Source organism: Flavobacteriales bacterium, assembly GCA_016713875.1.
GTDB lineage: Bacteria > Bacteroidota > Bacteroidia > Flavobacteriales_F > PHOS-HE28 > PHOS-HE28.
This window is the reverse complement of the sequence record JADJOI010000003.1, coordinates 2,168,277-2,195,090: the sequence shown is the minus strand read 5'-3', so window position 1 is coordinate 2,195,090 and position 26,814 is coordinate 2,168,277. Positions and strand designations below refer to the sequence as shown.

Below are 26,814 nucleotides of genomic sequence, written 5' to 3'. Positions count from 1 at the left end.
TCTCTCAGCGGAGCCTTGCCGCACCCCGCGACGGACAAGGACTTGAACGAAGCGGATCTTGACCGGATCGATACACGGACCGTGTATCACGAACGAGAACGAACGATGACCCTGCGAACAACGGATGGTGGGTGGCGGCACGCAGCCGTCTGGCTGGTGTGCTGCTGCTCACCGTTCGTTGCGCCCAACCGGGTTGTTGCCCAGAACCTCGTCCCGAACCCCAGCTTCGAGGAGAACACCGCCTGCCCCGTGACCATCAGCTTTCAAGGCTTTTCCAAGCCGCTCCACTGGGAGAAGTGGAACGAATCTCCGGACTACTTCCACGCATGCTCCGGCTCATTGGGCGGTGTGGATACGTTGATCACCGTGCCGTTGAACGGCTTTGGTTTCCAGCATGCCTTGCATGGCGACGCTTATGTGGGGATGTTGGCCTATGGTGCTTTAGCTGGCGGTGTCAATTATCGGGAGTACGTGGGCTGTCAGCTCTTGGAACCACTCGTGGTCGGAACTAGCTACGACCTGAGTTTCTTCACCAATGTGGCGTTCGGTGGCAGCTATTGGTCACCTACCCAAGCGTGCAACAACATGGGTATGCTCTTCAGCATGGAGCCGAACATCTGGACCGGGTCGAACGGACCGCCTTTCGCCCTTCGGAACTACGCGCACCTGCACAGCACGGCCATCATCAGCGATACGGCCAACTGGACCTTGGTGAGCGGCAGCTTCGTGGCCGATAGTGCCTACCCGTACCTGGTGATCGGCAACTTCTTCAGCAATGCGCTCACGGATACGATGGATCTGGCATCGGACGATTATGTTGATGCCTACTACTTCGTGGATGGCGTGTGCGTGCGGCCGAGCGGGCAGCCTTGCGAGTTCATCACGGGCATAGGAGAGCCAGGTGAACAAGGGCCCATCGTGTGGCCTAATCCAGCAGCGGATCTCGTGCAAGTGGGTGCTGGTACAGGTACACGATGGCAGGCTTACGATGCCGTGGGCAGGCTGATGGATGCCGGGGTAAGCGCGATGGATGTGCTGGCAGTGCCTGTACACCATTGGGCGCCTGGGGAGTACGTTCTACGCTTGGAAGGGGCCACGAGAAGATACGTTCGTTTCGTAGTGATGAGGTAGCAGCGATCCGGTCTTCGGTTGAACAACAACAACGAAGACCATGAAGACGAAGAACTTTTTGGGCTGCCTGGCAGCCTTGGCCATGACGCTCCACGCGAGTGCGCAGGTGGCATGGGATACGAATGGCAATACCGTCGGCACCACGGAGTGGTTCGGTGCGGATGCCGGTAGCATCGTCCCGTTGCGCATTGAAACGCGGGCGAACCAGCCGATCGACTGGTATACCGATGCGATCCAGCGCGTCACCCTGTCGCCCACGTATACCGGGCAAACGGTGAACGGCTACACCGGGGTGAACCTCAGCGGCTTCCTGGGTATCGGGCCCTTCGCGAACGCGCTGGTGGACAAGCCCCAGGCCATGTTGCACCTGGACGGCGGGGGCAACCAGGACAGTGGATGGCGGCCCTGGATGAAACAGGGCACCTACATCACCTACACCTCGGACCAGGCCTATCTGGGCTTGAAGGCCGAGGCCGGCGACAGGAACCACCTGACCCTGGCCTGGTCGGACAACGGCCTGTTGGGCGAGCCGGACGGCCCCGATCAACTGCGGTTCATCTTCACACGGAACAATGTGGGCACCACGCTGGCCGCTGGGGTCGATGGGTTGGAGGCAGGACGATTTACACCGGCCACGTCCTGCAACGAGGTCTTCTTCGGCCTGGGCCACTTTCAAGGTACAGGACTCGACCCGACCGAGCGGTTGGACCTCTTGAACGGCCGTGCGCGGATCCGTCAATTACCGGATGATCCGGCCGACAATACGCTGACCAAGATCCTGGTGGTGGACGACACCCCAAGCCCTTCCGGGGAACGCGGCGTGATCAAATGGCGCGACATCAGTTCGTTGCAGGACTGCGACTGGGAGAACAACGGCGTGGATGACATCGTGACGGCCTGGCAACCCGGTCCTTTGAGCGGCTGCCCGGACGAGAGCAACATGGTGGGCATCGGCATGTTGGAGCCCGGGGCGAAGCTTGATGTGCTGAAGACCCGCAACACGGGGCTGGCGGAGGACATCGTGATCCGTGCGCAGAACGATGTGGTGGGTGGCACCAAAGTCGCCGCGGACCTCATCAATGTGCAGGAGGGAGATGCGAACTATGGCCTGCGGTCGGCGGTGGATGGGGCATACCGCAATTGGGGCGTCTCTTCCTTGACCGGAGCCGGTGATTGGAACGGATCGGTGGTGTCGGGCTATTTCTTCGCCGATGGGGAGTACATCACGCAGGACCCGATCGCGGTGTGGGGCACGGCCGTCCGGGATATGTCCGGTGGGCCGGGCTGGGCGGCATGGTTCGATGGCTACGGCTACCTTTCCCTGGGTCCGTGGGTCACGAGCGATGCCACGCTCAAGCAGAACATCGAGCCCTTGGGCGGTTGCCTGGATGTGGTGGAACAGCTGGCTCCCAAGTCGTATGAGTTCGCAGCGCAGGATCACCCGGAGATGAACCTGCCCACCGGCTACCAGGCGGGTGTGCTGGCCCAGGACCTCCAGCAAGTGTTGCCGCATCTGGTGCGCGAAGCGCATCGCCCGGAGGTGACCGACACAGCAGGGAATGTCATCTCCGCTGCGGCCGACCTGCTCACCGTGAACTACGAGGGGATCATCCCCTATCTCATCGGAGCGGTCCAGGAGCTGAAGTCCGCCAACGACGCGCAACAAGCCCAGATCAGTGCGCTGCAACAAGACCTCGCCACCTGCTGCGCAGCGCATGGCGATGCCGACCAGCGCACCATGGGTTCAGGGGCAGGGGCAGGTGGAGGGGCAGGCGCAAGCGACCCCCTGCGCACCGACCTGCACATCATCCCCAACCCGGTGGCGGACCTCACGCAGCTGCGCTACACGGTGGCCGCACCGGGCCGCACGCGTCTGGAGGTGAGCGATGCCAGCGGCAAGCGGCTGGAGGTGCTGGAGGAGGCCGTGCGTGAGGTGGGCAGCTACACCCACGACTGGAACACGACCGATCTGGCGCCCGGAACCTACCACTGCACGCTCTACCTCAACGACAGCGTCGTGGTGAAGAAGGCCGTGAAGGTGGCGCGGTAGTGGTTCGCTGGATCCCGGCCGAGGGCCGCTTCGCGATCGCGGGGCGGCCCTCGGTGCATGTGCCCATGTGCATGCTGCCTCCGCCTTTCGCACCTTCGCCCCGATGCAAGGCCGCTTTCTGCGCAACCTGGCCCTGGTGGTGGTGCTGAACCTGCTGGTGAAGCCCTTCTACATCCTGGGCATCGATGCCGCCGTGCAGGAGCGGGTGGGGGCGGCCGCCTACGGCACCTACGCCGCGCTGCTGAGCCTGAGCTTCCTGCTCAACATCCTGCTGGACCTGGGGCTCACCAACCACACCACGCGACGGCTGGCCCGCGAGCCCGGGACGATGGCCGCCGAGCTGCCCGGCCTGCTGGGCGTGCGCGCCGCCCTGGTGGTGCTGTACGCCGTGGTGACCCTCGCCACCGCCCTGGTGCTCGGCTACGGTGGCCTGCAGCTGCACCTGCTGGGCTGGCTCATCGTGAACCAGGCGCTGGCGGCGCTCCTGCTCTTCCTGCGCGGTGCCGTGGCCGCCGGGCAGCGCTATGCGCAGGACAGCCTGCTGAGCGTGCTGGACCGCGCCCTGCTGATCGGCGGCATGGCCTGGCTGCTGTGGGGCCGCGGCCCCGACGCGCCGCTGCCCATCCTGTGGTTCGTGCAGGCGCAGACCGTGGTGTACGTGGTCGCCGTGGGCGTGGCCTGGGCCCTGGTGCGCCGGCAGACGCGGGCCCTGCGTCCCCGCTGGCCGGGCCGCGCCGCCGGCGACCTGCTGCGCCGCAGCTTCCCCTACGCCCTGCTGGTGCTGCTGATGACCTTCTACTACCGCACCGACACCGTGATGCTGGAGCGCCTGCTGCCCGACGGCCCGTTGCAGGCGGGCATCTACGCGCAGGCCTTCCGCTTCTTCGAGGCCTTCAACATGCTGGGCTACCTGCTGGCGGGCCTGCTGCTGCCCATGTTCAGCCGCCTGCTGGGCGACGGCGCCCCGGTGGCCCCGCTCACCAGCCTCGCGTTCCGGCTCGTGTGGGCGGGCACCGTGGCGCTGGCCGTGCTGGCCGTGCTGCTGGCGCCCGAGGTGATGGCCCTGCGCTACACCGCCCACGTGGCCGAGAGCGCCCCGGTGCTGGCCGTGCTCGGCGTCTCCTTCGTCGCCGTGTGCACCACCTACGTCTTCGGCACGCTGCTCACCGCCGGCGGCGACCTGCGGACGCTGAACCGGCTGGCGGCCGCGGGCATGGTGGCCAACCTCGCGCTCAACCTGTGGCTGATCCCCCGCCACCAGGGGCTCGGCGCCGCCTGGGCCAGCCTCATCACCCAGTCCGCCATGGCCATCGCCCAGGCCGTGCTCGCCGCGCGTCGCTTCGGCCTGCCCCGCGGAGCGTCCGCGTGGGGCGGTCCCGTGCTCTACGCCGCCGGCCTCGCCGCCGTGGCCCTGGGCCTGGGCACGGCGAACGCCGCGCCGGTCACCGTGCTGCTGGGCGTGCCCGCCGCGGCCCTGCTGCTGGCCTTCGCCACGCGCACCCTGCGGGCCGCCGACCTGCGCGGCCTGCGCGCTCCGGCAGCGGGCGGGACCGGATCCGTACTTTAGGCCTCCTTTTCCAAGCCCCTTCCATGACCGACGCCCGCAGCGCCAGGCCGGACGACCGCTTCGACCTGGTGCTCTTCCTCTGGGAACGCCGCCGCCTCATCCTCGGCATCACCCTGCTGGGGATGGTCGCCGGGGTGGCCGCCGCCTTCATCATCCGCCCCCTCTACAAGAGCGAGGTCATCCTCTTCCCGGCCATCACCAACTCGGTGAGCAAGGCGCTGCTCACCGAGCAGAGCACCGGCCGCGACGACATCCTCGCCCTGGGCGATGCCGAGGACGCCGAACAGCTGCTGCAGGTGCTCAACAGCGACCTCATCCGCGAACGCACCTCCACCACCTTCGACCTGATGCGGGCGTTCCGCATCAAGCCCGACAGCCGCACCCGCAATACCGACCTGCGCGAAGCGTTCCAGGACCACATCACCTTCGAGTACACCAAGTTCGGCAGCGTGCGCGTGGAGGTGCTGCATCCCCGGCCCGACACCGCCGCCCTCATCGCCAACTACATCGCCGCGCAGGTGGACAGCGTGTGGAAGGACATGAACCGCGAGCGCGCCGAGAAAGGTCTGGAGCTGGTGGCCGAGAAGGTGACCATGCTGGAGCGGGAGATCGCCGCCATCGAGGACAGCATGCGGGTGCTGCGCCAGCTGGGCGTGCACGACTACCACACCCAGACCGAGCGCTACAACGAGTACCTCGGCGCCGCCATCGTGAAGGGCGACCAGCGCGCCGTGCGCGAGTTCGAGGAGCGCTTCAAGGTGCTGGCCCGGTACGGCGGCGCCTACGTCACCCTGCAGGACCGCCAGTTCAACGAGGTGAAACGCCTGAGCGTGCTGCGCATGAAGCTGGAGCAGGCCCAGGCCGACCACGAGAGCGACCTGCCCCACAAGTTCGTGGTGAACCACGCCCAGCCCGCCGACAAGAAGAGCTACCCCGTGCGCTGGCTCGTGGTGGCCGTCAGCACCATCAGCGCCTTCCTCCTGGCCCTGCTGCTGATCGTGGTGCAGGAGAACGTCCGCAAGATCAAGACCCACCATGGCCGCTGAGCTCGACCTTTCCCATGCGCTGACCGTGCTGCGCCGCGGCTGGCGCACGATGGCCCTCACCGCCCTGGTGGCCCTGGTGCTCAGCGCCGTGCTCAGCGGGCCCACCTTCATCGCCCCGCGCTACCGCTCCAGCGCCACGGTGTTCCCCGTGAACCTCACGAGCTACAGCATCGAGACCCGCACGGACCAGCTGCTGCAGTTGCTGGAGAGCAACAGCATCCGCGACAGCCTCGTGCAGCGCTTCGACCTGGCCCGCCATTACGAGATCGACATCACCAAGCCGCCGGGGCGGTTCTACCTGGACGCGGAATACCACGACCGCGTGGAGATCGGCAAGACGCGCTTCGAGAGCGTGCAGATCGAGGTGACCGACGAGGACCCGCAGCTGGCGCGCGACATGGTGCAGGAGATCCTGCGACAGACCGACCTGCTGGCCCGCAGGCTGCAACGCGAGAAGTCGCACGAACTGCTCGCCATCTCCGAACGCGAGATGGCCATCGCCAAGCACAAGCTGGACAGCGTGGAAACGAGGCTCGACCAGCTGCGCCGCGAGACCGGCCTGCTGGACTACGACGCCCAGACCGAGGAGGTGACCCGCGGCTACCTGCGCATGCAGAGCGGCGGTGCTTCCGGTGCCGCGCGGGAGGAGGCCCGCGGCCTGCTGAAGGCCCTGGGCGAAAAGGGCGGTGAGTTCCGGCAGCTCACCGAGCTGAGCACCATCTTCCGGGACAATTACGTGGCCCGCCTCAACGACGTGGAGAAGGCCCGCACCGACGTGAACAAGGTGCTCACCTACACCAACGTGGTGGGCTACCCCGAGGTGGCCGACAAGAAGGTCTTCCCGGTGCGCTGGCTCATCGTCCTCATCAGCATGGCCAGCGCGCTCTTCCTGGCCTACGTGCTGCTGGCCCTCCGCCATCGTCCGTAGGCCATGGTGCAGGCGTTGAAGCGGCAGTGGATCATGGTGGTGTGCGCCGCCTTCGTGCTGCTCAACCTGCTGCTGACGGCCCGCGACATGCCCTGGCTTGCGCTATTGCCCGCGGCCCTCATCGCCGTGTGGGCCATGCTGGCCGCGGCCGACAAGCTGCTGCTCTTCATCGTGTTCGCCACGCCGCTGTCCATCAACCTCGAACAGCTCGACCTGGGGGGCATCGGCATCAGCCTGCCCACCGAACCGCTCATGGTGGGGCTCACCGTGCTCTTCCTGCTCAAGGTCGCCCTGGAGAAAGGCGTGATCGCGCCAGGCGTGCTGCGCCACCCCATCACCGGCATCATCGTGGCCCAGCTGGTGTGGATGACGGCGTGCATCGTGCCCAGCGCGATGCCGCTGGTGAGCTTCAAGTTCCTCCTGGCCCGCCTGTGGTTCGTCACCACCTGCTACTTCATGGCCACGCGCCTGTTCGAGGACGGCCGCAACATGAAGCGCATGATTTGGCTCTTCATCACCGCCATGGCCGGGGTGATCGTGTACACGCTGATCAACCACGCGCAACATCATTTCGAGCAGGACCCCGCGCACTGGGTGATGACGCCCTTCTTCAAGGACCACACGAGCTACGGGGCCATCATCGCCTTCTTCCTGCCCTTCCTGGTGGCCGCACCGTTCATGCCGGAGACGCCACGCACGATGCGTGGCTATGCGGGGGTGATGCTGTTGCTCTTCGCAGCGGGGCTGTTGTTCAGCTACACCCGTGCCGCCTGGGTGAGCCTGGTGGGCGCTTTCGGCATGCTGATGGTCCTGCGCCTGCGCATCCCCCCCTGGGCGCTCCTGCTGGTGCTCGGTTCCGGCGGCGCGCTCTATGCCGTGAACGCCGACCGCATCACCGTGGCGCTGGAACGCAACCGCGAGGAGAGCAGCGACGACCTGGGGGAGCACGTGCAGAGCATCAGCAACATCAGCAGCGACGCCAGCAACCTGGAGCGCCTCAACCGGTGGAACTCGGCCCTGCGCATGTGGCAGGAGCGGCCGGTGTTCGGCTGGGGGCCCGGCACCTACATGTTCCAGTACGCCCCCTTCCAGGCCAGCGAGGACCGCACCATCATCAGCACCAACTTCGGTACGGGCGGCAATGCGCACAGCGAGTACCTGGGCCCGCTGGCCGAACAGGGCGTGCCCGGCATGCTGCTCATGGTCCTGCTCGTGGTGGTCACCGTGTGGACCGTGATGCGTCTGTATCCGCGCATGCCCAAGGGCCCGGACCGCACGCTGCTGGTGGTGGCCTTTCTGGGCCTGGTGACCTACTACCTGCACGGTGCGCTGAACAACTTCCTGGACACCGACAAGGCCGCAGTGCCCTTCTGGATGTTCACGGCCATGGTGGTGCTGTTCGACCTGCGCCACCCGAAGGTGCAGCGCGATCGTGAAGCGCTCAGCGCAGCGCGCAGCTGAGCAGCGCGATGTCGTCCAGGTAGGGCTGACCGCCCCGGTGCGCCTCGAAACGCGCCACCACCGCTTCGATCACGGCGCCCGGCCCCGCGTGGCGCACCTCGTCCACCGCGCGGCGCACCTGGTCCAGCTCGAAGGCCTGGCCGTGCACGTCCTCCTGCTCCACGAGACCGTCGGTGTAGGCGAGCAGCAGGCTGCCGGGCGGCAGGGTGGTGGCGCCCACCTGCAGGAAGGGCAACTTCGGCATCATGCCCAGCGCGATGCTGCCGGTGGAAAGCTCCGTGAAGCCCTCCGCGGTGCGCAACAGCACCGGGTTGTGCCCGGAGTTCACATAGCGCATCGCGCCGGTGCGCAGGTCGAGGTCGGCCAGGAAACAGGTGATGAAGCGCTCGCCGCGGGCGTTGCCGTACACCTTGTCGTTGAGGTCGCGCACCAGCGCGTCGAGGGGATCGTTGGAGTACTCCACCAGCGCGCGCAGCGTCGCCTGGAAGTTGCTCATCAGCAGCGCGGCGGCCATGCCTTTGCCGCTGACGTCGGCCACCACGAGCACCATGCGGTCGCCGCGGTGCACCACGTCGTAGTGGTCGCCGCCCACCTGGCGGTGGGGCAGGTACCAGGCGGCGGCCTCGAAGCGGTCGGTGCGCGGCAGCTCCTGCGGCACCAGCATGCCCTGCATCTCGGCGGCCAGCTCCAGCTCGCGCTTGTCGCGCTCCTGCTGCAGGGCCTGGGCGGCGAGGCGCTTGTTCTCCAGCGCCACCACGATCAGGTTGGTGAGCGTCTGGATGAAGTTGAGGTGCTTCACCGAGGGGCTCATGCGCTGTTCGTCCTCGTCAAGGTCGCCGATGAGCAGGTAGGCCAGCGGCCGCTGCTCGTGGAACACGGGCACCACCACGTCGAAGCCGGCGAGGCGGTCCTCTTCCTGGGCGGTGGTAAGGTGGATGCCCTCGCCGGCGGTGGCCAGCACATCGAGGTCGATGGACGGGGGCGTGTGGCCCACACCGTGGCTCAGCGCCAGCTGCCAGCGGTCGGTGCGCTCATACAGCAGCAGGCGGGTGATGCCCAGCTCCTGGTGCACGATGCCACCGTAGAGCCGCAGCAGGCCGGCGCGGTCCACGTTGCCATTGATGGCCTTGGTGACCTCCAGCAGGGCTTTCAGCTGGAACTCCTTCAGGCCGAGGCGCTCGGTGAGGCGGTCGAGGCGGGTCATGCTCACAGCCCCAGCTTGCGCGCGATGTCCGGTAGGCGCTGGCTCAGGGCGATCTCGCGCAGCTTCTGGCGTGCCTCGGTGGCCGGGGAGCCCAGGTAACTGCGGCCGCCCTCCACATCGCTCATGATGCCGCTCTGCCCGAGCAGCACGGCGCCCTTGCCCACGCGCAGTTTGCTGGGGATGCCCACCTGGCCCCACAGCGTCACCTCGTCCTCGATCACCACGGCGCCGGCGATGGCCACGTGCGCGGCGATCAGGCAGCGTCGGCCGATCAGGGTGTCGTGGCCCACCTGCACGTGGTTGTCCATCTTGGTGCCTGCGCCGATCCGCGTGTCGGCGCTCACCCCGCGGTCGATCGTGCACAGCGCGCCGATCTCCACGTCGTCCTCGATCAGCACGCTGCCGCAGGGCACCATCTTGTCGTAGCCGGTGGGGCGCTTCTTGTAGTAGAAGGGGTCGGAGCCGATCACGGTGTTGGCGTGCACCGTCACCCGGTCGCCGAGCTGGGCAGGACCGTAGATCACCACCCCGGGCATCAGCAGGCAGTCCGCACCGATGCGCACGTCGGGGCCGAGGACCACGCTGGGGTGCACCTCGGTGCCGGCACCCACCACAGGCCGGGCCTTGCTCCACGCCTTGCGCGGGCTGAAGTGCCGCACCAGCCGGTTGTAGTCACCGCAGGGATCGATGCTGATCAGCAGGGCCTTGCCCGCCGGGGCCTCCACCTCCTTGTCGATCAGGATCGTGGTGGCGGCGCTCTCCAGGGCCTTCGCGTACCACTTGGGATGGTCCACGTACACCAGGTCGCCGGTGCGCACCCGGTTGATCTCGTTGATGCCGGTAACGGTGCGGGTGGCGTCACCTGCCACGCGCACGCCCAGCAGGGCGGCCAGTTCGGCGGCGGTGCAGGGCTCGGTGAGGTCCATCGGCACGAAGGTAACCGCGCGGCCTTCAGGGCCGGAAACGCGGACCCCGCCGGCTGCGGGGGCAGGGCGGGGTCCGGGGCGGGGATGAGGAGCCGCGTCGGTGCGCGGCGACCCGATCGTCGTCCCTACTTCTTGACGCGGTCCATGTACTCCCCTGACTCGGTGTCGATCCGCACCACGGTGCCCTCCTCCACGAAGATGGGCACGTTGATCTCCACGCCGGTCTCCAGCTTGGCGGGCTTCATCACCTTGTTGGCGGTATCGCCCTTCACGGCGGGCTCGGTGTACACCACCTTCAGTTCCACCGTCTTCGGCGGGCGGGCGAAGATGGGCTGCTCGCTCTCGAAGCCGATCTGCACCACCATCTCCTCCTTCATGAAGCCCAGCGCGCCGCCGAAGAGGCCCACGGGGATGTACTTCTGCTCGAAGCTCTCCTGGTCCATGCACACCAGGTTGTCGCCTTCGCGGTAGAGGTATTGCAGTTCGTGCACCTCCACGCGGAGCACCTCGATCGTTTCGCCGCTGCGCCAGCGGTTCTCGGCCAGCTTGCCGTTGCGCAGGTTGCGCATCTTGCCCTGGTAGAAGGCGCGCAGGTTGCCCGGCGTGCGGTGCTGCCACTCCATGATCTGGCAGATGTCGCCGTTGAAGCGGATGTAAGAGCCGATGTTGACGTCAGCGGTGGTGGCCATGGCGGGATGGGATGCGGCCTTCGTTTCCGGAAGGCGGGCGCGAAAATAGGGGATCGGCCCGAAGGCCGGCGACATCGGTTCAGCCCCGGGCGCCGGGCTTCCACGCCAGCACGTCCAGCTGCGCGGTGCACAGGGCGGTCTCGGCCTCCACGCGGTTGCTGGCCACCACCAGCGTGCGCCCCTCCACGTGGGCCTGCAGCAGCTCGACGGACCAGGTGGTCCCGCGCGCGTCCAAGTTGCTCGTGGGTTCGTCCAGCAGCAGCAGGGGCACGTCGCTCATCACGGCCAGCACCAGCTTCAAGCGCTGCTTCATGCCGCTGCTGAACTGCCGCACGGGCTTGTCCAGCTCCTTGTCCAGATAAGCCGCGCGGGCCACGTCCACGTCGGCAAGGCCCGGCCGGAAGGGCTTGAAGCGCCGGTGGAAGGCCAGGGTGTCGCGCAGGCTCAGGTCCTCGTACAGGCCCAGGTAGGGGGTGGCGAAGGCCACCTGGCGGTACACCGCCTCGGGGTCGATGACGCGCCCGTCCAGCTGGTGCAGCACCGTGCCCGAGGTGGCCGACAGGGCGCCCCCGATCACCTGCAGCAGGGTGCTCTTCCCGCTTCCGTTCGGGCCCAGCAAGGCGGTGCGGCTGCCGGCGGCGAAGACGTGCTCCACTTCGCGGAACACCACCTCGCGCCCGAAGCGCTTGGTGACGGAGCGGAGGGCGACTTCCATTCAGAGGAATACGGGGAATGTAGGAATGTGGAAATGAGTGGAGGTGGCGATCGTCGAAGGTCGATCATTAGAGGGTCTTCACATGTTCACATTCGCCCATCTCCACATTGCGGCCTACTCCGCCAGCCCGCGCATGATGCCCTTGGGGCTGTTGCGGATGAAGTCCAGGATCTGGCCGCGCTCGGGGCTGCGCGGCAGGGTCTGCTCCACGCTCTGCACGGCGCGCTCCACGTTGTTGTTGCGCACGAAGATCTCGCGGTAGATGTCCTCGATGCGGGCCACCTGCTCGTCGGTGTAGCCGCGGCGGCGCAGGCCCACCACGTTCACGCCCACGTAGCTCAGGGGTTCGCGTGCGGCCTTCACGAAGGGCGGCACGTTCTTGCGCACCAGGCTGGCGCCGGCGATGAAGCTGTGGGCACCGATGTGCAGGAATTGCTGCACGGCCACGTTGCCCTCCAGGATGGCCCAGTCGTCGATGGTGACGTGGCCGGCCAGGTTCACGCTGTTGGCGATGACGATGTTGTTGCCCAGCACGCAGTCGTGCGCCAGGTGCACATAGGCCATCAGCAGGCAGTAGCTGCCCACGGCGGTGCGCTGGCGGTCGGCCGTGCCGCGGTTGATGGTGACGCACTCGCGGATGGTGGTGCCGTCGCCCACCTCGGCGGTGGTGTACTCCCCGGCGAACTTGAGGTCCTGCGGGATGGCGCCGATCACCGCGCCGGGGAAGATGCGGCAGCGGCTGCCGATGCGGGCACCGTCCATCAGCACGGCGTTGGGCCCGATCCAGGTGCCGTCGCCGATCGTCACGTCGGCGTAGATGGTGGCGAAGGGCTCCACCACCACGTCGCGGCCGAGCTTCGCGTCGGGGTGCACGGAGGCGAGGGGGGAGATGCTCATGCGTTGACCGCCGAGGTCTTCGGCGCCGGGGTGTCCGCGTTGGTCCTGGGTTCGGGGGCCTTGTCGCGGGCGATCTGGGCCATCATCTCGGCCTCCATCGCCGGCTGTCCGTTCACGTAGGCCACGCCTTTCATGTGCACGATGCCGCGCCGGATGGGCGTGATCAGCTGCAGGCGGAACACCACCGTGTCCCCCGGGATCACCTTGCGCTTGAAGCGCACGCCGTCGATCTTCAGGAAGTAGGTGGTGTAGTGCTCCGGGTCGGGCACCTGGCTGAGGGCGAAGACCCCGCCTACCTGTGCCATGGCTTCGATCTGGATCACCCCGGGCATCACCGGGTTGTTCGGGAAATGGCCCTGGAAAAAGGGCTCGTTCATGGTCACGTTCTTCACCCCGATGATGGTGTCCTCCGTGATCTCCATGATCTTGTCGATCAGCAGGAAGGGGTAGCGATGCGGCAGCATCCGCGCGATCGCGTTGATGTCGTACAGCGGTTCACGCGACAGGTCGTACTGGAACCCTGCGGCCTTGCGCTCCAGCCGCATCGCCTCCTTGATGCGCTTGGCGAAGCTGGTGTTGCCGAAGTGCCCCGGTCGAGCCGCCAGGATGTGGCCCTTGATCGGTCGGCCCACCAGGGCCAGGTCGCCCACGATGTCCATCAGCTTGTGCCGCGCCGGCTCGTTGAAGAACTTCAGGTCCGTGGTGTTCAGCACGCCGTTGCGGCGGATCTCCACGTCGCGGTACTCCTTGCCCAGCAGCTTGGCCAGCGCCTGCAGCTGCTCCTTGCTGGTGCCTTCGCGGTCCTCCATCACGATGGCGTTGTCCAGGTCGCCGCCCTTGATGAGGCCCGCCTTGGCCAGCTGCTCCAGCTCGCGCAGGAACACGAAGGTGCGGCAGGGGGCGATCTCCGTCTTGAACTCGCCGGTGTGGTACATGCTGGCGTGCTGCGTGCCGAGCACCGGGCTGTTGTAGTCCACCATCACCGTCAGCCGGAACTCGCCGCCCGGGGTGGGCACGCCCAGCATCTCGGTGCCGCGCTCCTTGGTCTCGAACCAGATGGGCTCCTTCAGCACGTACCAGTCCTTGTCGGCCTTCTGCTCCACGATGCCGGCCTCCTCGATGGCCAGCACGAAGGGCAGCGCGCTGCCGTCCATGATGGGCAGTTCGGGCCCGGTGATCTGCAGCAGGCAGTTGTCCACCCCAAGGGCGTACAGTGCTGCCAGCACATGCTCGGTGGTGTTCACCTTGGCGCCGTCCTTCCCCAGGGTGGTGCCACGGTCGGTGCTCACCACCAGGTCGGCGTCGGCCTCGATCACCGGGGCGCCGTCCAGGTCCATGCGCTGGAACTTGTAGCCGTGCCCTTCGGGGGCCGGGTTCAGCGTCAGCGTCACCGGTTCGCCGGTGTGCAGGCCCACGCCGGTGATGGAGACGGTCTGCTTGAGGGTGCGTTGTTTGTCGCTCATGCGTTCGCGCGCCCGGGCCGTCGCGGTCCCCGGGATCGCCGGCCGAAGCTACGGCGCGGCCGCGAAGCGCGGGTTCAGCCCGCCTGGCCGGCCTCCTTGCGGAGCTCCGCCAGCATGCGCTCCAGCTCGGCCACGCGCCGCTGCAGCTCGGGCAGATTGCGGAACACCACGTAGCTGCGCTTGTAGGGGCCGATGGCGAACGCCGGGCTGCCCTGCACAGTGACCCCGTCCGGGATGTTCTCCCCGATGCCGCTCTGCGCCGCCACCTTCACGCGGTCGCCCACCGTGAGGTGCCCGGCGATGCCCACCTGACCGCCGATCATGGCGTGGGCGCCCACCCGGCTGCTGCCCGCGATGCCCGTCTGCGACACCACCACCGTGTGCGACCCGATCTCCGCATTGTGCCCCACCTGGATCAGGTTGTCCAGCTTGGCGCCCCGGCGGATGATGGTGCTGCCCAGCGTGGCCCGGTCGATGGTGCAGTTGGCCCCGATCTCCACGTCATCCTCGATCACCACGTTGCCGATCTGGGGGATCTTCTCCTGCTCGCCGGCAGCGTTCACCGTGAAGCCGAAGCCGTCCGAGCCGATCACCGTGCCGCTGTGGATGATGCAGTTCCGGCCGATCACGCTCCGCCCGTACACCACCACGTTGGCGTGGATGCGCGTGCCCGCCCCGATCACCACGTTGTCGCCGATGGTGCAGTTGGGCAGGATCTTCACCCCGTCGCCGATCACCACCCCGTCGCCGATGTGGGTGAAGGTGCCGATGTACACGTCCTTGCCGATGGTGGCCTTCGGGCTGATGTAGCTGGGCTGCTCATAGCCCTTCTTCTCGTACTGGTGCGCGTCGTGCATCTGCAGCAGGCGCGAGAAGCAGGCGCGCGGGTCGGCCACGCGGATCAGCGTCACATGCTTGGGGATGGGGCGCGTGGGGTGGAAGCCCTTCTCCACCAGCACCACGCTGGCCGCGGTGGTGTACACGTGCTCGGTGTACTTCGGGTTGGCCAGGAAGCTCAGCGTGCCCAGGCGGCCCTCCTCGATCTTGCTGATGTCGCTCACCAGCACCTGCGCATCACCGTCCACCTCCCCCTGGAGGAACTCGGCGATCTGTCCGGCGGAGAACTGCATGCCCGGCAAAAGTAGGCCGCGGAACGGCCGCCCTCAGTGCGCCATGGGCACCGTCACCCGCACATCGTCCCAGCTCAGGGTCAGCGCCAGCGGCGCCTCCTGCACGGCGATGGTGAAGAGCTCCACCGGCCCGGCGAGCCGCTCCACGGGCACCTGCACCTGCAGGGCATCGTGCTCCGGCCGGCGTTGCGCCTTCTGGTCGAAGTCCACGCCCCACGGGTACATGCGGTCGTTCCAGATCACCGTCCACCCGTCCTGGCCGGGGATGGTCCACAGCGTGTAGGCCCCGGCCTTCAGCACCCTGCCATCGATGGTGAGGGGCTTGTTGGTGGTGAAGGTCGTGGCCTCGTTGGCCCCCGTGCGCCACACCTGGTCGTAGGGCACCAGCTCGCCGAAGATCACCCGGCCCTTCTTGCCCGGCCGGTTGTAGAAGACCTCCAGCTCCAGGTCGCCCTGCGTGAACTGCACCCGGTCCTCGGGGCTCGCCTTCTTCGTGTTGTACTTCATGAACTGGAAGCCCGCGAAGACCACCATGAGCACAACGGCCAGGCCGAGCAGGATCCACTTCAGCGCTTTCTTCATCGGAACGGGGTGTGGGGCGAAGGTAGGAGGCCACGTATGCACATGTGCTCATGCGCACATGGGATCAGCCCGTTCGCTGCACCACCATGCTGTTGGCCTGCGCCGTGGGGGTCACCACCAGGTCGTTGACGCAGACGTGGGGCGGCAGGGTGGTGACGTAGTGCACCAGCTCGGCGATGTCCTCGGGGCGCAACGGCTGCAGGCCGTGGTACACCTGCCTCGCGCGGTCCTCGTCGCCGTGGAAGCGCACCACGCTGAACTCCGTTTCGGCCAGGCCGGGCGCGATCTGCGTCACCTTGATGCCGTGGGGCAGCAGGTCCTGGCGCAGGCCCTTGGTGAGGGCGTCCACCGCGTGCTTGCTGGCGCAGTACACGGCGCCCCTGGGGTACACCTCCTTGCCGGCGGTGCTGCCGATGTTGATGATGTGGCCGGTCCCGGCGGCGATCATGCCCGGCAGCACGGCGCGCGTCACGTGCAGCAGGCCCTTCACGTTGGTGTCCAGCATGCGCTCCCAGTCCTGCAGGTTCCCCTCCTGGATGGGGTCGAGCCCCGCGGCCAGCCCGGCGTTGTTCACCAGCACATCGATGGGGTGCCAGGCCGCGGGCAGCGAGGCGATGGCGCGCACCGTGGCGTCGTGGTCGCGCACGTCGAAGTGCAGGGCGTGCACGCGGTCGTGGGCGCCGAGGGTGCCGTGCAGGCCTTCCAGCTCCTGGCGCAGGGCCTCGAGCCGCTCCTTGCGGCGGCCAGTGATGATCAGGCGGTGGCCCTCGGCGGCGAAGCGGCGCGCCGTGGCCTCACCGAAGCCGCTGGTGGCGCCGGTGATGAGGATGAGCTTGGGCATGGGTGCTGCGCCAGGGCACAGGGCCAGGGCGCGGGGCGAAGATCGGGAAGGGAGGGGGAGAACGGCGTGGGCCGGGCGATCGGTCCGGGAGCGCGTGCTGTTGCGACCTCTAAATGGCACTTGCCTTCCAAGGTTCATCCTTGGACAATGCCGATGACATCAACATGATGTTCGTCCGGAGTGGATCGATCAAGGTAGTGAGAAAGTGGACAAGTCATTACCAATTGGACGGATCAAGGAAACAGCCCGACGAATGGACCATCGGCCTCGGTTTTGTCGTCGTGGCTCTTCTACGATCGAATTCCGTTGGCTCAACGCCATCCATGGAGGGCTGCAAACCAAGGAAGGCGAAGGGACCGAAGCCTTTTAACGGACCGGCCATCGTGGTTTTTCGCTCGAGCACCAGTCGGCTTACTTCGATCAGCCCAAGCAACCTCTTCAGGATGCCGGTTTGATGTCTTCAAACAGACACCCCCCCGCCGAGGCCCATCCAATCGGGTGCGTCGAAAGCCGCAGGTCCACAGCGACACATGGACAAAACGGTTCTACATCGCCGGTACGATCTTCTACGCCGGCATGATCGCCAAGGAGTTGGTCAGTGTCCTTGGTGGAAACCTCCCTTGGTTGCCCGAACTCTACTCCTCCCTTTCCTTGGAACAAGTTCTGCTCGCGGTCAACGCATTCCTGCTCGCACGTGGTCAGCGGTCCTCCCCCACAACCTGAACCCGCAGCATCGGAACAACCCTACCCGGATCTTCGTGATCGGTATGCTCAACTAGGGAGCCCCACGTGATGGGGCTTCCTATTTTCACCCCGTGACCCTCCCCGAATACCTCGCCGCCCTCGCCAAGCTCCACGCCAGCGGCCGCGCCACCGAACACAGCTACCGGGGCGACCTGCAACAGCTACTGGCCTCCATCTGCCCCGGCGTCAGCGTCACCAACGAACCTCAACGCATTGCCTGTGGGGCGCCGGACTACATCCTGACCAAGAAGGATATCCCCGTCGGCTACATCGAGGCCAAGGACATCGGGGTGGACATGGACAGCAAGAGCCTGAAGGAGCAGTTCGACCGCTACCGGGGCTCGTTGGACAACCTCATCATCACCGACTACCTCGTGTTCCGCTTCTTCCGCAACGGAGAGCCCACCACCAGCATCCGCATCGGGGAGGTGAGCGGCGGTAAGGTGAAACCGCTGCCCGCCGAGTTCGACCGCTTCACCGCCCTCATCGCCGACTTCGCCGCGTGGCAGGGGCAGACCATCACCAACCCCAAGAAACTGGCGAGCATGATGGCGGGCAAGGCCCGCCTGCTGGCCGATGTGATCGAGAAGGCCGTGACCAGCGACGAGGAAAGCCGCGCCAACACCGACCTCAAGGACCAGCTGGAAGCCTTCAAGCACATCCTCATCCACGACATCACGCCCAAGGCCTTCGCCGACCTCTACGCGCAGACCATCGCCTACGGCATGTTCGCCGCGCGGCTGCACGACCCCAGCCTGGACAGCTTCAACCGCATGGAAGCGGCCGTGCTCATCCCCAAGAGCAACCCCTTCCTGCGCAAGCTCTTCCACAGCATCAGCGGGCCCGATCTCGATGAGCGCATCGTGTGGATCGTGGATGCGCTGGCGGACATCTTCCGCGCCACCGACATCGCCAGGCTGCTCAGCGGCTTCGGCAAGGGCAGCGGCCGCGAGGATGCCTTCATGCACTTCTACGAGGACTTCCTGGCGCAGTACGACCCCAAGCTGCGCAAGAGCCGCGGCGTGTGGTACACCCCCGATGCCGTGGTGCGCTTCATCGTGCGGGCGGTGGACGACATCCTGAAGACCGAGTTCGGCCTGCCGATGGGCCTGGCCGATAGCAGCACCGTGAAGATCCAGCGGAAGGTGGTGACGCAGGGGCTGCACGGCAACGCCAAGGTGAAGGAGGTGCAGGTGGAGGAAGAGGTACACCGCGTGCAGGTGCTGGACCCCGCCACGGGCACCGGTACCTTCCTGGCCGAAGTGGTGCGGCAGGTGCATGCCAAGTTCCAAGGGCAGGAGGGCATGTGGCCGCAATACGTGGAGCAGCACCTGATCCCGCGCCTCAACGGTTTCGAGCTGCTGATGGCCAGCTACGCCATGGCCCACCTGAAGCTGGACCTGGTGCTGCGCGATACCGGCTACGACATGGGCAAGCCGCACGGCACGCCCAAGGCCAAGGGCCACGGACAGGAGCAGCAGCGCTTGCGCGTGTTCCTCACCAACAGCCTGGAAGAAGCGCACCCCGATACCGGCACCCTCTTCGCCAGTTGGCTGAGCCAGGAGGCCAACGAGGCCAATGCCGTGAAGCGCGATACGCCTGTGATGGTGGTGCTGGGGAACCCGCCGTACAGCGGCATCAGCACCAACGGGCGAGTGGGTTGATGAGCTTATCGCACCGTACAAGCAAGAACCAGGACGGCGAGCACTTTGGTGAGCGCAACTCACTGGCTGAATGACGACTACGTGAAGTTCATTCGCTACGGTGAGCACTTCATTGAGAAGACCGGGGAAGGTGTTTTGGCGTACATCAACAACCATAGCTTCCTGGACAACCCCACCTTCCGGGGTATGCGCTGGCACCTGCTGAACACCTTCGACAAGATCTTCATCATCGACTTGCACGGGAACAGCATTAAGAGCGAACGAGCACCAGATGGCTTAGCTGACGAGAATGTCTTCGATATCCAGCAGGGTGTTAGCATCAACCTGTTCGTCCGGACGGCACAGAAGAAGAAGGGGCAGCTTGGCAAGGTTCACCATGCCGAGCTCTATGGAACCAGAGATAGCAAGTACAATGGGTTGAAGGAGCGCCTAATGCATGGATTAGACTTCAAAATACTTGACTATACCCCGCCCTATTATTTCATGCTTCCGAAGGATGAAACATCCCGTGAGGAGTATGAAAGACTTGTTCCCATCAATCAACTTTTCAGTCTGTCTGCCCCTGGTATCACAACATCACGCGACGACTTCGCAACAGATCACTCAAGAGTGCAACTCATAGAACGGGTTAAGGACTTCTGCTCTAAGGAGCTCTCTCTCCAAGAGTTCCAAGCAAGGTATCACCTCACGGAGAACTACGCCTGGAAGGTCGGAGAGCAGCGCCGGATGTCGCCTGAGTTCGATGAGAAACTCGTCACGCAGATCTACTATCGCCCATTTGAAATGAGGTACATCTATTACCAAGACAACCTTGTCTTCAGAATGCGGCAGAACACCATGCGTCAGTTTCTCGGCAACCAGAACATTGGTCTTGCGGTTGGAGCTCAATGTGCTGATGAATGGCGTTATGTCTTGGCTACTAAGGCAATGACAGATTTCAACTTGACTGGGACGGCGGGAAAATTCGGCTCAGGATTTTTGTTCCCACTATATCGTTTTCCCGATACGACCAATCAAACAAGTGCATTGGTACAAGAGGTTCATCCTAACCTGGATGCCAAGCTGGTGGAGCAGCTGGCCAAGGGCGCGGGGCTCACCTATCGCTTCGATGCCAACGACCTGTGGGCGCATGGCAAGGCAAAGGACTTAACGCCCTTGGATGTTCTGGACTACTGCTACGCGGTGCTGCATAGCCCAGCCTACCGGGAGAAGTACAAGGAGTTCCTGAAGAGCGACTTCCCGCGCATCCCGTATCCTACCGATGCAAAGAAGTTCCGCGCGCTGGTGCAACTGGGTGCGCGCCTGCGCCGCTTGCACCTGCTTGAGGACCCCGCCGTGGAGCAGTTCATCACCAAGTTCCCCGCACCGGGCGACAACACCATTACCCGCAAGATGACGGCGAAGAGCCCCGGCTATGAGTCCACCGGCAAAGGGCCTGGGCAAGGTTTGGATCAACGACGACCAGTACTTCGCCGACGTGCCCGAGGTGGCCTGGAACTTCTACATCGGTGGCTATCAACCCGCGCAGAAGTGGCTGAAGGACCGGGTGGGGCGCGTGCTGTCAACGGATGACCTACGCCATTACCAGCGGATGATCGTGGCGCTGACGGAGACGGGGAGGTGTATGGAGGAGGTGGATAAGGTGGGGGTGGTATGAAGGGTTCAAAGCGGCCAAGGCAAGCCATCTATTACAGGCCGATGGACATTGAAGACCGGGTCTCGTTCTTCAGAACCCATGTTGCGACCGGGAAGGTGCAATTCGAAGCAGAACTGCAGCACTTCTTGTCGGTGCTCAGTGTCGGAATGATACCTGCCCATCAACGAATGCAGGCAATTGCCGATCCGGGTCACGAGTCTACCGATGAACATATCGCCGAGCTGCATGCCATCCGGTCGTATATGGGCCATATGGTGCGCTATGCGTTCATTCATGTGTTCGCCCAGTTCGATCAATGGGCGTTGCTGTCTCTCGATGTCTATGGGAGGATCATTGGGAAGGATGTGAGCTATGCCGACGATACGGGTGGCGCACTTCGCGTCCTACCCCAATTCCTATCCCGAGAGACCGCGTCCAAACTCGACCCGCTGAAGGGACGGCTTGAGTTCTACCTCACCCTTCGCAATCAGTTTGCACACTACGCCTATAACGGCGAGGGGAGTTTCCACATGAATGCAAGACAGGATGGTTTTGAGTCCCTATTACGGAAGGAAGCAGGGATAGCATGCGAACCATCATTGCATGCCTCCAAGCAGGGAAAGCCGGGGTTCTTCATGAAGTACACCATCACTAGTGACCGGCCGTTGATCAGCCTTATCGAAGCAGCCAAAGCCTACTACTTTGGCCTTTTGGATGAATGGATGTGTGAAGTCATGGATGCTCATGGAACCACTTCCCCTGCGCCATAGCATAACCGAGGCCCAAGGTGCTTGGGAGACCGGTATGCGCCCGATACTGGTGGTGGGGGATGACCTGCGTGCTTACGTGGCGAAGCATGGCGGGGGGCACCGGGTATGCTCTCGCTTGGTGAACGAGCTCTTGGCGCACCATTACGCACGGATCTGGGGTCTTCCCGTGCTGGAGGCAGCACTTATGGACGTGGATCCTGACCATGTGGGTCGCTTTGTGGCCGGCGACCGGCAGCCGGGCTATTTCAAGACCACCTGCTGGGCCACGGTCTTTCGCAGGGACTCAGTAGAGCTGAACCGGTTTCTGCGCACCGCCAATGCCTACGAACGGCGGCACTATGCCAACAAGGAGGATCTGCTGCGGATCGCCCTCTTCGACATCTGGCTGGCTAACGAGGATCGTACACAGAACAACCCGAACATCCTGGTGACGGCAGACCCCGAAGGATCCACCTTCCGGGTGATGGACCACGAGGCCATCTTCGGCACCAACGTGCTGGAGAAACCCCTGCCATTACTGACCATGGAGGACAGCCTGTTGGCCCACTCCGTCCTTCCTGCCTTGCTGGGTGCAAGCTTCAGCAGGGATGGCAACCTGGTAGCCCATGCGGTGCAGGATGCCTACCTTTGGATGCACAATTGCGAACAGCGCACCGATGAGGTCCTTTCCCGTCTCCCGGCCGATTGGGGCATCGATGTAGCCAACTTGCGCCAGCGGCTGCAGGATCGGCTCTTCGATCCGCAGCACTTTTCCGCCGTACTCGACCATTTCCACGCCTTGTTGGCCCAATGCTGAACCAATGCCTGCGCCGGGCTTCGGCGCTGAACTCATGAGCAGCTTCTATTCCATCATCTACGCCGGGATCAACCCCGTGGCCGGCGATAAGCTCGCGGTAGGGCTTTTCATGCGCGGTGCCGAACGGCCTCATTTTGCGTGGAGCCGGAACAGGGTGGGCGTTGTGCGCGACCTGCTGGGACGCGATGCCCACCGCATGCTGGTGATGAACCTTAAAGCCCTCGCTCGTGAGACCACCGCTGATGCGAAGCTGAGCACGGGCCTTTTCAGCCAAGTGGACTCCGGAGAGCTCGCCGGGCAATTGTTGCAGGAGCCCTACTTCGAGTATTTGAGCAAGTACAGCCGCAACCTGCTCACGTTCGGTCCGGTCACGCGCATTGATGTGGAGGCTGATGAAACTCGGTTCGCTGCGCTCTTCAAACTGCTGGTGGATGACCAGGAGATGGGCAATATACCTGCGACCTCGGACATTGATGATGTGCGCGATGGGCTGCGGACCCGCACGGCGCATCGGCTTTCATGGGAGGTAACGCTTACCCAGGCGCAGTTGCCTGGTTTGCTCATGCCCTCGGTCACCATCGGCTTCCATGGCCGCAACGACCTGGACGTCATCGGCGAGGTGGTGGACTTCATGCGGCCGAACTACCATTTGGAGAACCAGTTGTATGAACTGAACGATGTGCAACGCGCCATCAGCGAGGGCAAGCGCCTCGGCAAGGCCTATGTGGTGGGAGATGAACCGCACGCTGGCACGCATCCCAAGCAACACGCCACCTGGAAGGCGTTCCGGGCACAAAGTCGATACACCGTGGTGCCCAGCGTCGAGGTGAAGGAGGTGGAGCGGTACATGGAAGATCACAATGTGCGTCCGGTGGAACTGAAGTGATGATCGCGTTCGACCGTGATCCATGGCCCGCTTCCTCACCGCCACCGACAGAAGCGCCGCCATCGAGCGGGTGATCCGTGATGCACACGGAGCGCTCACGCTCATCAGCGCTTTCGTCTTCCCCCGGATCGTACACCTGCAGCGCCTGCAGGATGCCGCGGAGAGGGGGGTGGAGATCACCATCCTGTTCGGCAAGAAGCCCATGGACCAGGGCGTGTTCCGCGACCTGCGCGAACTGCCGAACATGCGGCTTTACTTCCTGAAGGAGCTGCATGCCAAGTGCTACTTCAACGAACGGGAGGGCGTCATCACCAGCCTGAACCTGCTCGGGGGATCGGAGCGGCACAACCGGGAGATGGGTGTCCTGCTGAGCGCTGCGGAGGATGTCGAGGCTTATGGGGCCATGTGCACGGAAGCGCGGACTGATCCCCGACAGGAGCATGGAGGCCACGCGCACGCAATGGGCGCAGCGGGCGCAGGCGATAATCACAACACTCGAGGCTGGAGGCGCTGAACTCAGCACGATGGACAAAGTGCGCCGGAAGCATCCGCGCGCCTATCTGCGCTGGACAGCCGCTGAGGACGCACTGGTGCTGGAGATGCTGGATAAAGGCATGGCCCGGCTGGCCATCAGTGATGTGCTTCAACGGCAGCCTTCGGCCATCGCCTCGCGGATCATGAAGCTACGCGGGGAGTAGGAACGGTGAAGGAGCGGAGTCCTTGACCGCCTTTCCGGGCGTGCGGATGGTCCGCTTCACCAAACGCTGATCATCCCACCCCCCCTCTGGCGCGAGCGTCCACGCTCATGCCGTTCACCGCCGTTCGTCCTTTCCCTCTCCCACTGGCGCTCGCCCGTTCGGGGTGGCCACGCCAGGTACTGATCCTTGCCCTCCTCAGCCCCCAGGCGTGGGTTGCGCCAGTGCAGCGGGGAGCATGAGCAGGAAGGGCAGGGCCTGTGCGTAGTCCAGGGAGTCGTACTCCAGCCCCAGTGCCCGGATGTTCCGGTAGTACTGTTGGTGGTGCTGGTAGTAGTGGCGCTCGCTGGGGATGAGCCAGGCCTTTTCGCCGAGCTTTTGTACGAGGAACCACTTTTCCAGCAGGCGTGCGCAGCGCCCGTTGCCATCGTCGAAGGGGTGGATCTTCACGAACACCAGGTGCAACAGGGCCGCGTAGTGGAACACCTGCGCCGGGGACAGGTCCATGGTGTGCAGCTGCGACAGGTCCGCGAAGAATTTGTCCAGTTCGGCCTGCACCGCATGGGGGGGCGTGGCCACGTACTCGATGCGGCCATCCGGCGTGGTCACAACCATGGTGCTGGTGCGCACCCTGCCGCCCCGGCCTGCGGGCAGGATGTGGCTGGTAAGCATGCGGTGGGCCTCCAGCAGGGTGTCGCGTTCGAAGGGGTTGGCCTGGGCGTATTGGTAGGCGGCGTAGAGGTCGTCCACCTTCTGGGTGTGGTCCGGCCGGAAGGGAATGCCGAAGCGCTTGTGCTTGACGTAGCTGTCCAGGTCGATCTCTTCGCCCTCGATCTTGCTGGAGAACACGGCCGAGACCGAGGTGTAGAAGCTGAAGGCCTCCAAGGACAGTTCGCTGTCCTGCAAGGTGAGGTAACGTTCCAGGGGATATGCCGCCACGGCCTGCTGGTAGGGCTCCAGCAACAGGGTGGGGAGGATCTGGAAACGCGCGGACATCCTGGTCCAAACCTAACCCATAGCAGCGTCCATGTCCCGGATCGGACCAGGGGCTCCCGACAACGTGATCGGCCTGCCGAAGGCATGGGGCCTGCAGTTCGAAGTGGCCCAGGCTCACCTTCACCCCACCCACCTGGGCCACGCCCCCCCCCTCTGGCGCGAGCGTCCACGCTCGTGCCCTTGAACGCCTGACGAGGGGCCGACGCACGAGCGTGGACGCTCGCGCGAGGCAATGGCATCCGCACTACATTTGGACCATGACCGTGGAGTTCCTGTTCACCCACGAGCTGAGCGAAGAAGGCAAGGCCATGAACAAGGCCTTCAAGACGGCCACCCGGCGTGCGGCCGAGCGGGCGTTCGCCAAGCGCAAGACCATTCTGGTGGAGAAGGACGGCTGGTTGGTGCGTGTGCGCAAGGATGGGAGCGTGTGGCGCCGTGTAAAGAGGTTGCAGCGGCTTCGATTGCCCTGACCGGGCCATGGAGTGGCAGCCCCGCCTGCGCGTGTTCGCTGGTCCCAACGGGTCGGGCAAGAGCATCATGAAGCAACAGGTGATGCGGACCATGGTGCGCGGGCGTCCGGTGAACCTGGGGGTGTACGTGAACGCAGATGAGATCGCGGCCACGCTGAGAGAGCATCGTCGGGTCGATCTGATGGAATTCCAGATCCCCTCGGACCGTGGTTCTGAAGTGGTCTACCCGATCAGGACAGGTCTAGGTCAAATGTAAGTGTGGTTGTTGGTGTCGAAATGAGGGGTCCAGGGGAGACTCATCACTCGTTGTTCTGTTGATATCTCAGGCTGCCACGCGGTAGCATGCTGCTGGTGTGCGGTAGCCGAGCGAGGAGTGCTTGCGCTTGTTGTTGTAGCGTTCGATGAAGCGGGCGCAGCTCTGGTAAAGTGCGATACCATCCATGGGCGGAGCCAGGTACAGGTGACCGTGCTTGAGCGTGCGCCAGAAGCGTTCGATGAAGACGTTGTCGATCGCGCGCCCCTTTCCGTCCATGCTGATAAGGACGCCTTCAGCCACGCCTCCCTTGCGGAACAAGGCCGTGTACGCCTCGCTGGTGAACTGGCAGCCTTGGTCGCTATTGATGATCTCGGGCTTACCGTGCATGGCGATCGCTTCGCTGATCATGCCCGTGACCCACTCGGCTTCCATGGTGTTGGAGATGCTCCAGTTGAGCAGGTAGCGGGTATGCACGTCGATCACTGCGACCATGTACATGAAGCCTCCCTTCACCGGCAGGTAAGTGATGTCCACGGCCCACACCTGGTTGCGCCGCTCGATCTTCAAGTCGCGCAGCAGGTAGGGGTGCTTGTACTTGGCCGCATCGATCACGGTGGTGCGCGGCATGCAGTACACGGCCTTGATCCGCATCAGCCGCATGAGCCGCCGCACGCGGGCGCGCCCCACGGCAAAGCCATGGTCGGCCAGGTCCTTGGCCAGCATACGCGTGCCCTTGGCGGGGTCTTCCAGGTGGAGCAGGTCCATCAAACGCATGAGCTGCAGGTCCTCGTCAATGACTGGTCGTGGGGTGTAATAGAGCCCGCTCCGGTGGATCTCCAGCACAGCGCATTGCTTGCTGATGCTCAGTCCTCCCTGGTCCCCAGGCTTGGTCGCCAGTTCGCGGTCCACCAGCGTACGCCGCACATCCAAGGGCATCACAGCAGTTTTTTTTTGAGCCAGTTCACCGTCACGGTCAACTCACCGATCTGCTGGTGCAGCTGCGCCTTCTCCTGCTCATAGGCCTTGGCGTCCACCACTGGGCCATCACCGAACACCTGCTCGGCGCCCTCCAGGAACTCCTTCTTCCAAGCGGCTATCTGCGTGGGATGCAACCCATGGCGCTGGGCCAGTTCGCTCAATGTCTCGCGCTCTTTGAGCGCTTCCAGCACCACCTTCGTCTTGAAGGCGGGGCTATGCTTGCGGTAGGTCTTCTTCATGGTGCCGTTCAGAAATGTACTGACCGCAACCTGTCCTGATTCACCCTACCACCT

The 26,814-nt window shown here is 64.6% G+C and carries 26 protein-coding genes and 1 pseudogene; 15 read left to right on the top strand and 12 right to left on the bottom strand.

Translation table 11 applies throughout. The annotated features are described in order from the left end of the window. The first annotated feature begins 105 nt into the window (after positions 1–105). From IPJ87_10925 to IPJ87_10900, 6 genes are all read left to right on the top strand, one after another. A complete protein-coding gene (locus IPJ87_10925; protein MBK7942366.1) occupies positions 106–1,131 on the top strand; it encodes a hypothetical protein in 1,026 nt (341 codons plus the stop codon). A gap of 40 nt (positions 1,132–1,171) precedes the next feature. Beyond that, entirely contained in the window at positions 1,172–3,181 is a 2,010-nt protein-coding gene (locus IPJ87_10920) for a tail fiber domain-containing protein (GenBank protein ID MBK7942365.1), read from the top strand. A 103-nt stretch (positions 3,182–3,284) separates the two neighbouring features. After that, positions 3,285–4,748: a polysaccharide biosynthesis C-terminal domain-containing protein gene (locus tag IPJ87_10915; protein MBK7942364.1), complete on the top strand. Its 1,464-nt coding sequence runs from the start codon at positions 3,285–3,287 to the stop codon at positions 4,746–4,748. Positions 4,749–4,771: 23 nt separating this feature from the next. Next, entirely contained in the window at positions 4,772–5,794 is a 1,023-nt protein-coding gene (locus IPJ87_10910) for a hypothetical protein (protein MBK7942363.1), read from the top strand. Then, positions 5,784–6,722, top strand: a complete 939-nt coding sequence (locus IPJ87_10905) for a hypothetical protein (GenBank protein ID MBK7942362.1) — start codon at positions 5,784–5,786, stop codon at positions 6,720–6,722. Before IPJ87_10910 ends, IPJ87_10905 begins: the two co-directional genes overlap by 11 nt. 3 nt (positions 6,723–6,725) lie before the next feature. Beyond that, positions 6,726–8,183, top strand: a complete 1,458-nt coding sequence (locus tag IPJ87_10900) for an O-antigen ligase family protein (GenBank protein ID MBK7942361.1) — start codon at positions 6,726–6,728, stop codon at positions 8,181–8,183. On the opposite strand, the gene IPJ87_10895 is transcribed toward IPJ87_10900, so the two are convergent. From IPJ87_10895 to IPJ87_10855, 9 genes are all read right to left on the bottom strand, one after another. Beyond that, positions 8,164–9,387 carry a SpoIIE family protein phosphatase gene (locus IPJ87_10895; GenBank protein ID MBK7942360.1) on the bottom strand — a complete coding sequence of 408 codons (1,224 nt, stop codon included), beginning with the start codon at positions 9,385–9,387 and terminating at the stop codon, positions 8,164–8,166. The two genes, IPJ87_10900 and IPJ87_10895, sit on opposite strands and share 20 nt — an antisense overlap. Positions 9,388–9,389: 2 nt before the next feature. After that, complete coding sequence (locus IPJ87_10890) at positions 9,390–10,313, bottom strand: UDP-3-O-(3-hydroxymyristoyl)glucosamine N-acyltransferase (protein ID MBK7942359.1); 924 nt, start codon at positions 10,311–10,313, stop codon at positions 9,390–9,392. Positions 10,314–10,438: 125 nt separating this feature from the next. After that, the gene (gene efp / locus IPJ87_10885) at positions 10,439–11,002 is read right to left on the bottom strand and encodes an elongation factor P (protein ID MBK7942358.1); all 564 of its coding nucleotides are present in this window, start codon (positions 11,000–11,002) and stop codon (positions 10,439–10,441) included. Positions 11,003–11,081: 79 nt separating this feature from the next. After that, positions 11,082–11,717: an ABC transporter ATP-binding protein gene (locus IPJ87_10880; protein ID MBK7942357.1), complete on the bottom strand. Its 636-nt coding sequence runs from the start codon at positions 11,715–11,717 to the stop codon at positions 11,082–11,084. 114 nt (positions 11,718–11,831) lie between these two features. Further along, positions 11,832–12,614, bottom strand: a complete 783-nt coding sequence (gene lpxA / locus IPJ87_10875; GenBank protein MBK7942356.1) for an acyl-ACP--UDP-N-acetylglucosamine O-acyltransferase — start codon at positions 12,612–12,614, stop codon at positions 11,832–11,834. Then, positions 12,611–14,077 carry a bifunctional UDP-3-O-[3-hydroxymyristoyl] N-acetylglucosamine deacetylase/3-hydroxyacyl-ACP dehydratase gene (locus IPJ87_10870; protein MBK7942355.1) on the bottom strand — a complete coding sequence of 489 codons (1,467 nt, stop codon included), beginning with the start codon at positions 14,075–14,077 and terminating at the stop codon, positions 12,611–12,613. Before IPJ87_10870 ends, lpxA begins: the two co-directional genes overlap by 4 nt. A 74-nt stretch (positions 14,078–14,151) precedes the next feature. Continuing rightward, positions 14,152–15,207: a UDP-3-O-(3-hydroxymyristoyl)glucosamine N-acyltransferase gene (gene lpxD, locus IPJ87_10865; protein MBK7942354.1), complete on the bottom strand. Its 1,056-nt coding sequence runs from the start codon at positions 15,205–15,207 to the stop codon at positions 14,152–14,154. A gap of 33 nt (positions 15,208–15,240) precedes the next feature. Then, positions 15,241–15,789: a DUF2911 domain-containing protein gene (locus IPJ87_10860; protein MBK7942353.1), complete on the bottom strand. Its 549-nt coding sequence runs from the start codon at positions 15,787–15,789 to the stop codon at positions 15,241–15,243. 64 nt (positions 15,790–15,853) lie between these two features. Next, on the bottom strand, positions 15,854–16,630 hold the full coding sequence (locus tag IPJ87_10855; protein ID MBK7942352.1) for an SDR family oxidoreductase: 777 nt from the start codon (positions 16,628–16,630) through the stop codon (positions 15,854–15,856). A gap of 576 nt (positions 16,631–17,206) precedes the next feature. On the opposite strand from IPJ87_10855, the gene IPJ87_10850 reads away from it, so the two are divergent. The 7 genes and pseudogenes from IPJ87_10850 to IPJ87_10820 all read left to right on the top strand — a co-directional run bounded on the left by IPJ87_10850 (position 17,207) and on the right by IPJ87_10820 (position 23,824). Continuing rightward, complete coding sequence (locus IPJ87_10850; GenBank protein ID MBK7942351.1) at positions 17,207–17,353, top strand: hypothetical protein; 147 nt, start codon at positions 17,207–17,209, stop codon at positions 17,351–17,353. Between the two features lie 92 nt (positions 17,354–17,445). After that, a pseudogene (locus IPJ87_10845) lies at positions 17,446–20,695 on the top strand (N-6 DNA methylase). A gap of 41 nt (positions 20,696–20,736) precedes the next feature. Beyond that, entirely contained in the window at positions 20,737–21,444 is a 708-nt protein-coding gene (locus tag IPJ87_10840) for a hypothetical protein (GenBank protein MBK7942350.1), read from the top strand. A 118-nt stretch (positions 21,445–21,562) separates the two neighbouring features. Then, positions 21,563–22,240 (top strand): hypothetical protein, encoded by a 678-nt coding sequence (locus tag IPJ87_10835; GenBank protein MBK7942349.1) that lies wholly within the window; start codon positions 21,563–21,565, stop codon positions 22,238–22,240. 34 nt (positions 22,241–22,274) lie between these two features. After that, positions 22,275–23,126 carry a hypothetical protein gene (locus IPJ87_10830; GenBank protein MBK7942348.1) on the top strand — a complete coding sequence of 284 codons (852 nt, stop codon included), beginning with the start codon at positions 22,275–22,277 and terminating at the stop codon, positions 23,124–23,126. Positions 23,127–23,148: 22 nt separating this feature from the next. After that, complete coding sequence (locus IPJ87_10825) at positions 23,149–23,640, top strand: hypothetical protein (GenBank protein MBK7942347.1); 492 nt, start codon at positions 23,149–23,151, stop codon at positions 23,638–23,640. Between the two features lie 10 nt (positions 23,641–23,650). Beyond that, the gene (locus tag IPJ87_10820) at positions 23,651–23,824 is read left to right on the top strand and encodes a hypothetical protein (GenBank protein ID MBK7942346.1); all 174 of its coding nucleotides are present in this window, start codon (positions 23,651–23,653) and stop codon (positions 23,822–23,824) included. A 195-nt stretch (positions 23,825–24,019) separates the two neighbouring features. Here the strand turns inward: IPJ87_10820 and IPJ87_10815 are convergent, their stop codons facing one another. Beyond that, entirely contained in the window at positions 24,020–24,817 is a 798-nt protein-coding gene (locus IPJ87_10815; protein ID MBK7942345.1) for a Fic family protein, read from the bottom strand. Positions 24,818–25,074: 257 nt separating this feature from the next. On the opposite strand from IPJ87_10815, the gene IPJ87_10810 reads away from it, so the two are divergent. Both IPJ87_10810 and IPJ87_10805 read left to right on the top strand, forming a co-directional pair. Continuing rightward, on the top strand, positions 25,075–25,287 hold the full coding sequence (locus tag IPJ87_10810) for a hypothetical protein (GenBank protein ID MBK7942344.1): 213 nt from the start codon (positions 25,075–25,077) through the stop codon (positions 25,285–25,287). Between the two features lie 7 nt (positions 25,288–25,294). Continuing rightward, a complete protein-coding gene (locus tag IPJ87_10805; protein MBK7942343.1) occupies positions 25,295–25,543 on the top strand; it encodes a hypothetical protein in 249 nt (82 codons plus the stop codon). Between the two features lie 66 nt (positions 25,544–25,609). On the opposite strand, the gene IPJ87_10800 is transcribed toward IPJ87_10805, so the two are convergent. Both IPJ87_10800 and IPJ87_10795 read right to left on the bottom strand, forming a co-directional pair. Continuing rightward, positions 25,610–26,479, bottom strand: coding sequence for an IS3 family transposase (locus IPJ87_10800; protein ID MBK7942342.1), 870 nt, complete (start codon positions 26,477–26,479; stop codon positions 25,610–25,612). Continuing rightward, on the bottom strand, positions 26,479–26,760 hold the full coding sequence (locus IPJ87_10795; GenBank protein MBK7942341.1) for a transposase: 282 nt from the start codon (positions 26,758–26,760) through the stop codon (positions 26,479–26,481). The genes IPJ87_10800 and IPJ87_10795 overlap by 1 nt, the downstream gene beginning before the upstream one ends. Positions 26,761–26,814 lie beyond the last annotated feature (54 nt).

What these genes read in the sequence shown, in the direction of transcription:
- IPJ87_10905 (MBK7942362.1), top strand. Translation starts at nt 5,784, where the DNA reads ATGGCCGCTGAGCTCGACCTTTCCCATGCGCTGACCGTGCTGCGCCGC.
- IPJ87_10900 (MBK7942361.1), top strand. Translation starts at nt 6,726, where the DNA reads ATGGTGCAGGCGTTGAAGCGGCAGTGGATCATGGTGGTGTGCGCCGCC.
- IPJ87_10880 (MBK7942357.1), bottom strand. Translation starts at nt 11,717, where the DNA reads ATGGAAGTCGCCCTCCGCTCCGTCACCAAGCGCTTCGGGCGCGAGGTG.
- IPJ87_10795 (MBK7942341.1), bottom strand. Translation starts at nt 26,760, where the DNA reads ATGAAGAAGACCTACCGCAAGCATAGCCCCGCCTTCAAGACGAAGGTG.
- IPJ87_10925 (MBK7942366.1), top strand. Translation starts at nt 106, where the DNA reads ATGACCCTGCGAACAACGGATGGTGGGTGGCGGCACGCAGCCGTCTGG.
- IPJ87_10860 (MBK7942353.1), bottom strand. Translation starts at nt 15,789, where the DNA reads ATGAAGAAAGCGCTGAAGTGGATCCTGCTCGGCCTGGCCGTTGTGCTC.
- IPJ87_10910 (MBK7942363.1), top strand. Translation starts at nt 4,772, where the DNA reads ATGACCGACGCCCGCAGCGCCAGGCCGGACGACCGCTTCGACCTGGTG.
- IPJ87_10870 (MBK7942355.1), bottom strand. Translation starts at nt 14,077, where the DNA reads ATGAGCGACAAACAACGCACCCTCAAGCAGACCGTCTCCATCACCGGC.
- IPJ87_10810 (MBK7942344.1), top strand. Translation starts at nt 25,075, where the DNA reads ATGACCGTGGAGTTCCTGTTCACCCACGAGCTGAGCGAAGAAGGCAAG.
- IPJ87_10890 (MBK7942359.1), bottom strand. Translation starts at nt 10,313, where the DNA reads ATGGACCTCACCGAGCCCTGCACCGCCGCCGAACTGGCCGCCCTGCTG.
- lpxA (MBK7942356.1), bottom strand. Translation starts at nt 12,614, where the DNA reads ATGAGCATCTCCCCCCTCGCCTCCGTGCACCCCGACGCGAAGCTCGGC.
- efp (MBK7942358.1), bottom strand. Translation starts at nt 11,002, where the DNA reads ATGGCCACCACCGCTGACGTCAACATCGGCTCTTACATCCGCTTCAAC.
- IPJ87_10830 (MBK7942348.1), top strand. Translation starts at nt 22,275, where the DNA reads ATGAGCAGCTTCTATTCCATCATCTACGCCGGGATCAACCCCGTGGCC.
- IPJ87_10825 (MBK7942347.1), top strand. Translation starts at nt 23,149, where the DNA reads ATGGCCCGCTTCCTCACCGCCACCGACAGAAGCGCCGCCATCGAGCGG.
- IPJ87_10840 (MBK7942350.1), top strand. Translation starts at nt 20,737, where the DNA reads ATGGACATTGAAGACCGGGTCTCGTTCTTCAGAACCCATGTTGCGACC.
- IPJ87_10920 (MBK7942365.1), top strand. Translation starts at nt 1,172, where the DNA reads ATGAAGACGAAGAACTTTTTGGGCTGCCTGGCAGCCTTGGCCATGACG.
- IPJ87_10855 (MBK7942352.1), bottom strand. Translation starts at nt 16,630, where the DNA reads ATGCCCAAGCTCATCCTCATCACCGGCGCCACCAGCGGCTTCGGTGAG.
- IPJ87_10800 (MBK7942342.1), bottom strand. Translation starts at nt 26,479, where the DNA reads ATGCCCTTGGATGTGCGGCGTACGCTGGTGGACCGCGAACTGGCGACC.
- IPJ87_10895 (MBK7942360.1), bottom strand. Translation starts at nt 9,387, where the DNA reads ATGACCCGCCTCGACCGCCTCACCGAGCGCCTCGGCCTGAAGGAGTTC.
- IPJ87_10815 (MBK7942345.1), bottom strand. Translation starts at nt 24,817, where the DNA reads ATGTCCGCGCGTTTCCAGATCCTCCCCACCCTGTTGCTGGAGCCCTAC.
- IPJ87_10850 (MBK7942351.1), top strand. Translation starts at nt 17,207, where the DNA reads ATGATCGCCAAGGAGTTGGTCAGTGTCCTTGGTGGAAACCTCCCTTGG.
- IPJ87_10915 (MBK7942364.1), top strand. Translation starts at nt 3,285, where the DNA reads ATGCAAGGCCGCTTTCTGCGCAACCTGGCCCTGGTGGTGGTGCTGAAC.
- IPJ87_10820 (MBK7942346.1), top strand. Translation starts at nt 23,651, where the DNA reads ATGGACAAAGTGCGCCGGAAGCATCCGCGCGCCTATCTGCGCTGGACA.
- lpxD (MBK7942354.1), bottom strand. Translation starts at nt 15,207, where the DNA reads ATGCAGTTCTCCGCCGGACAGATCGCCGAGTTCCTCCAGGGGGAGGTG.
- IPJ87_10805 (MBK7942343.1), top strand. Translation starts at nt 25,295, where the DNA reads ATGGAGTGGCAGCCCCGCCTGCGCGTGTTCGCTGGTCCCAACGGGTCG.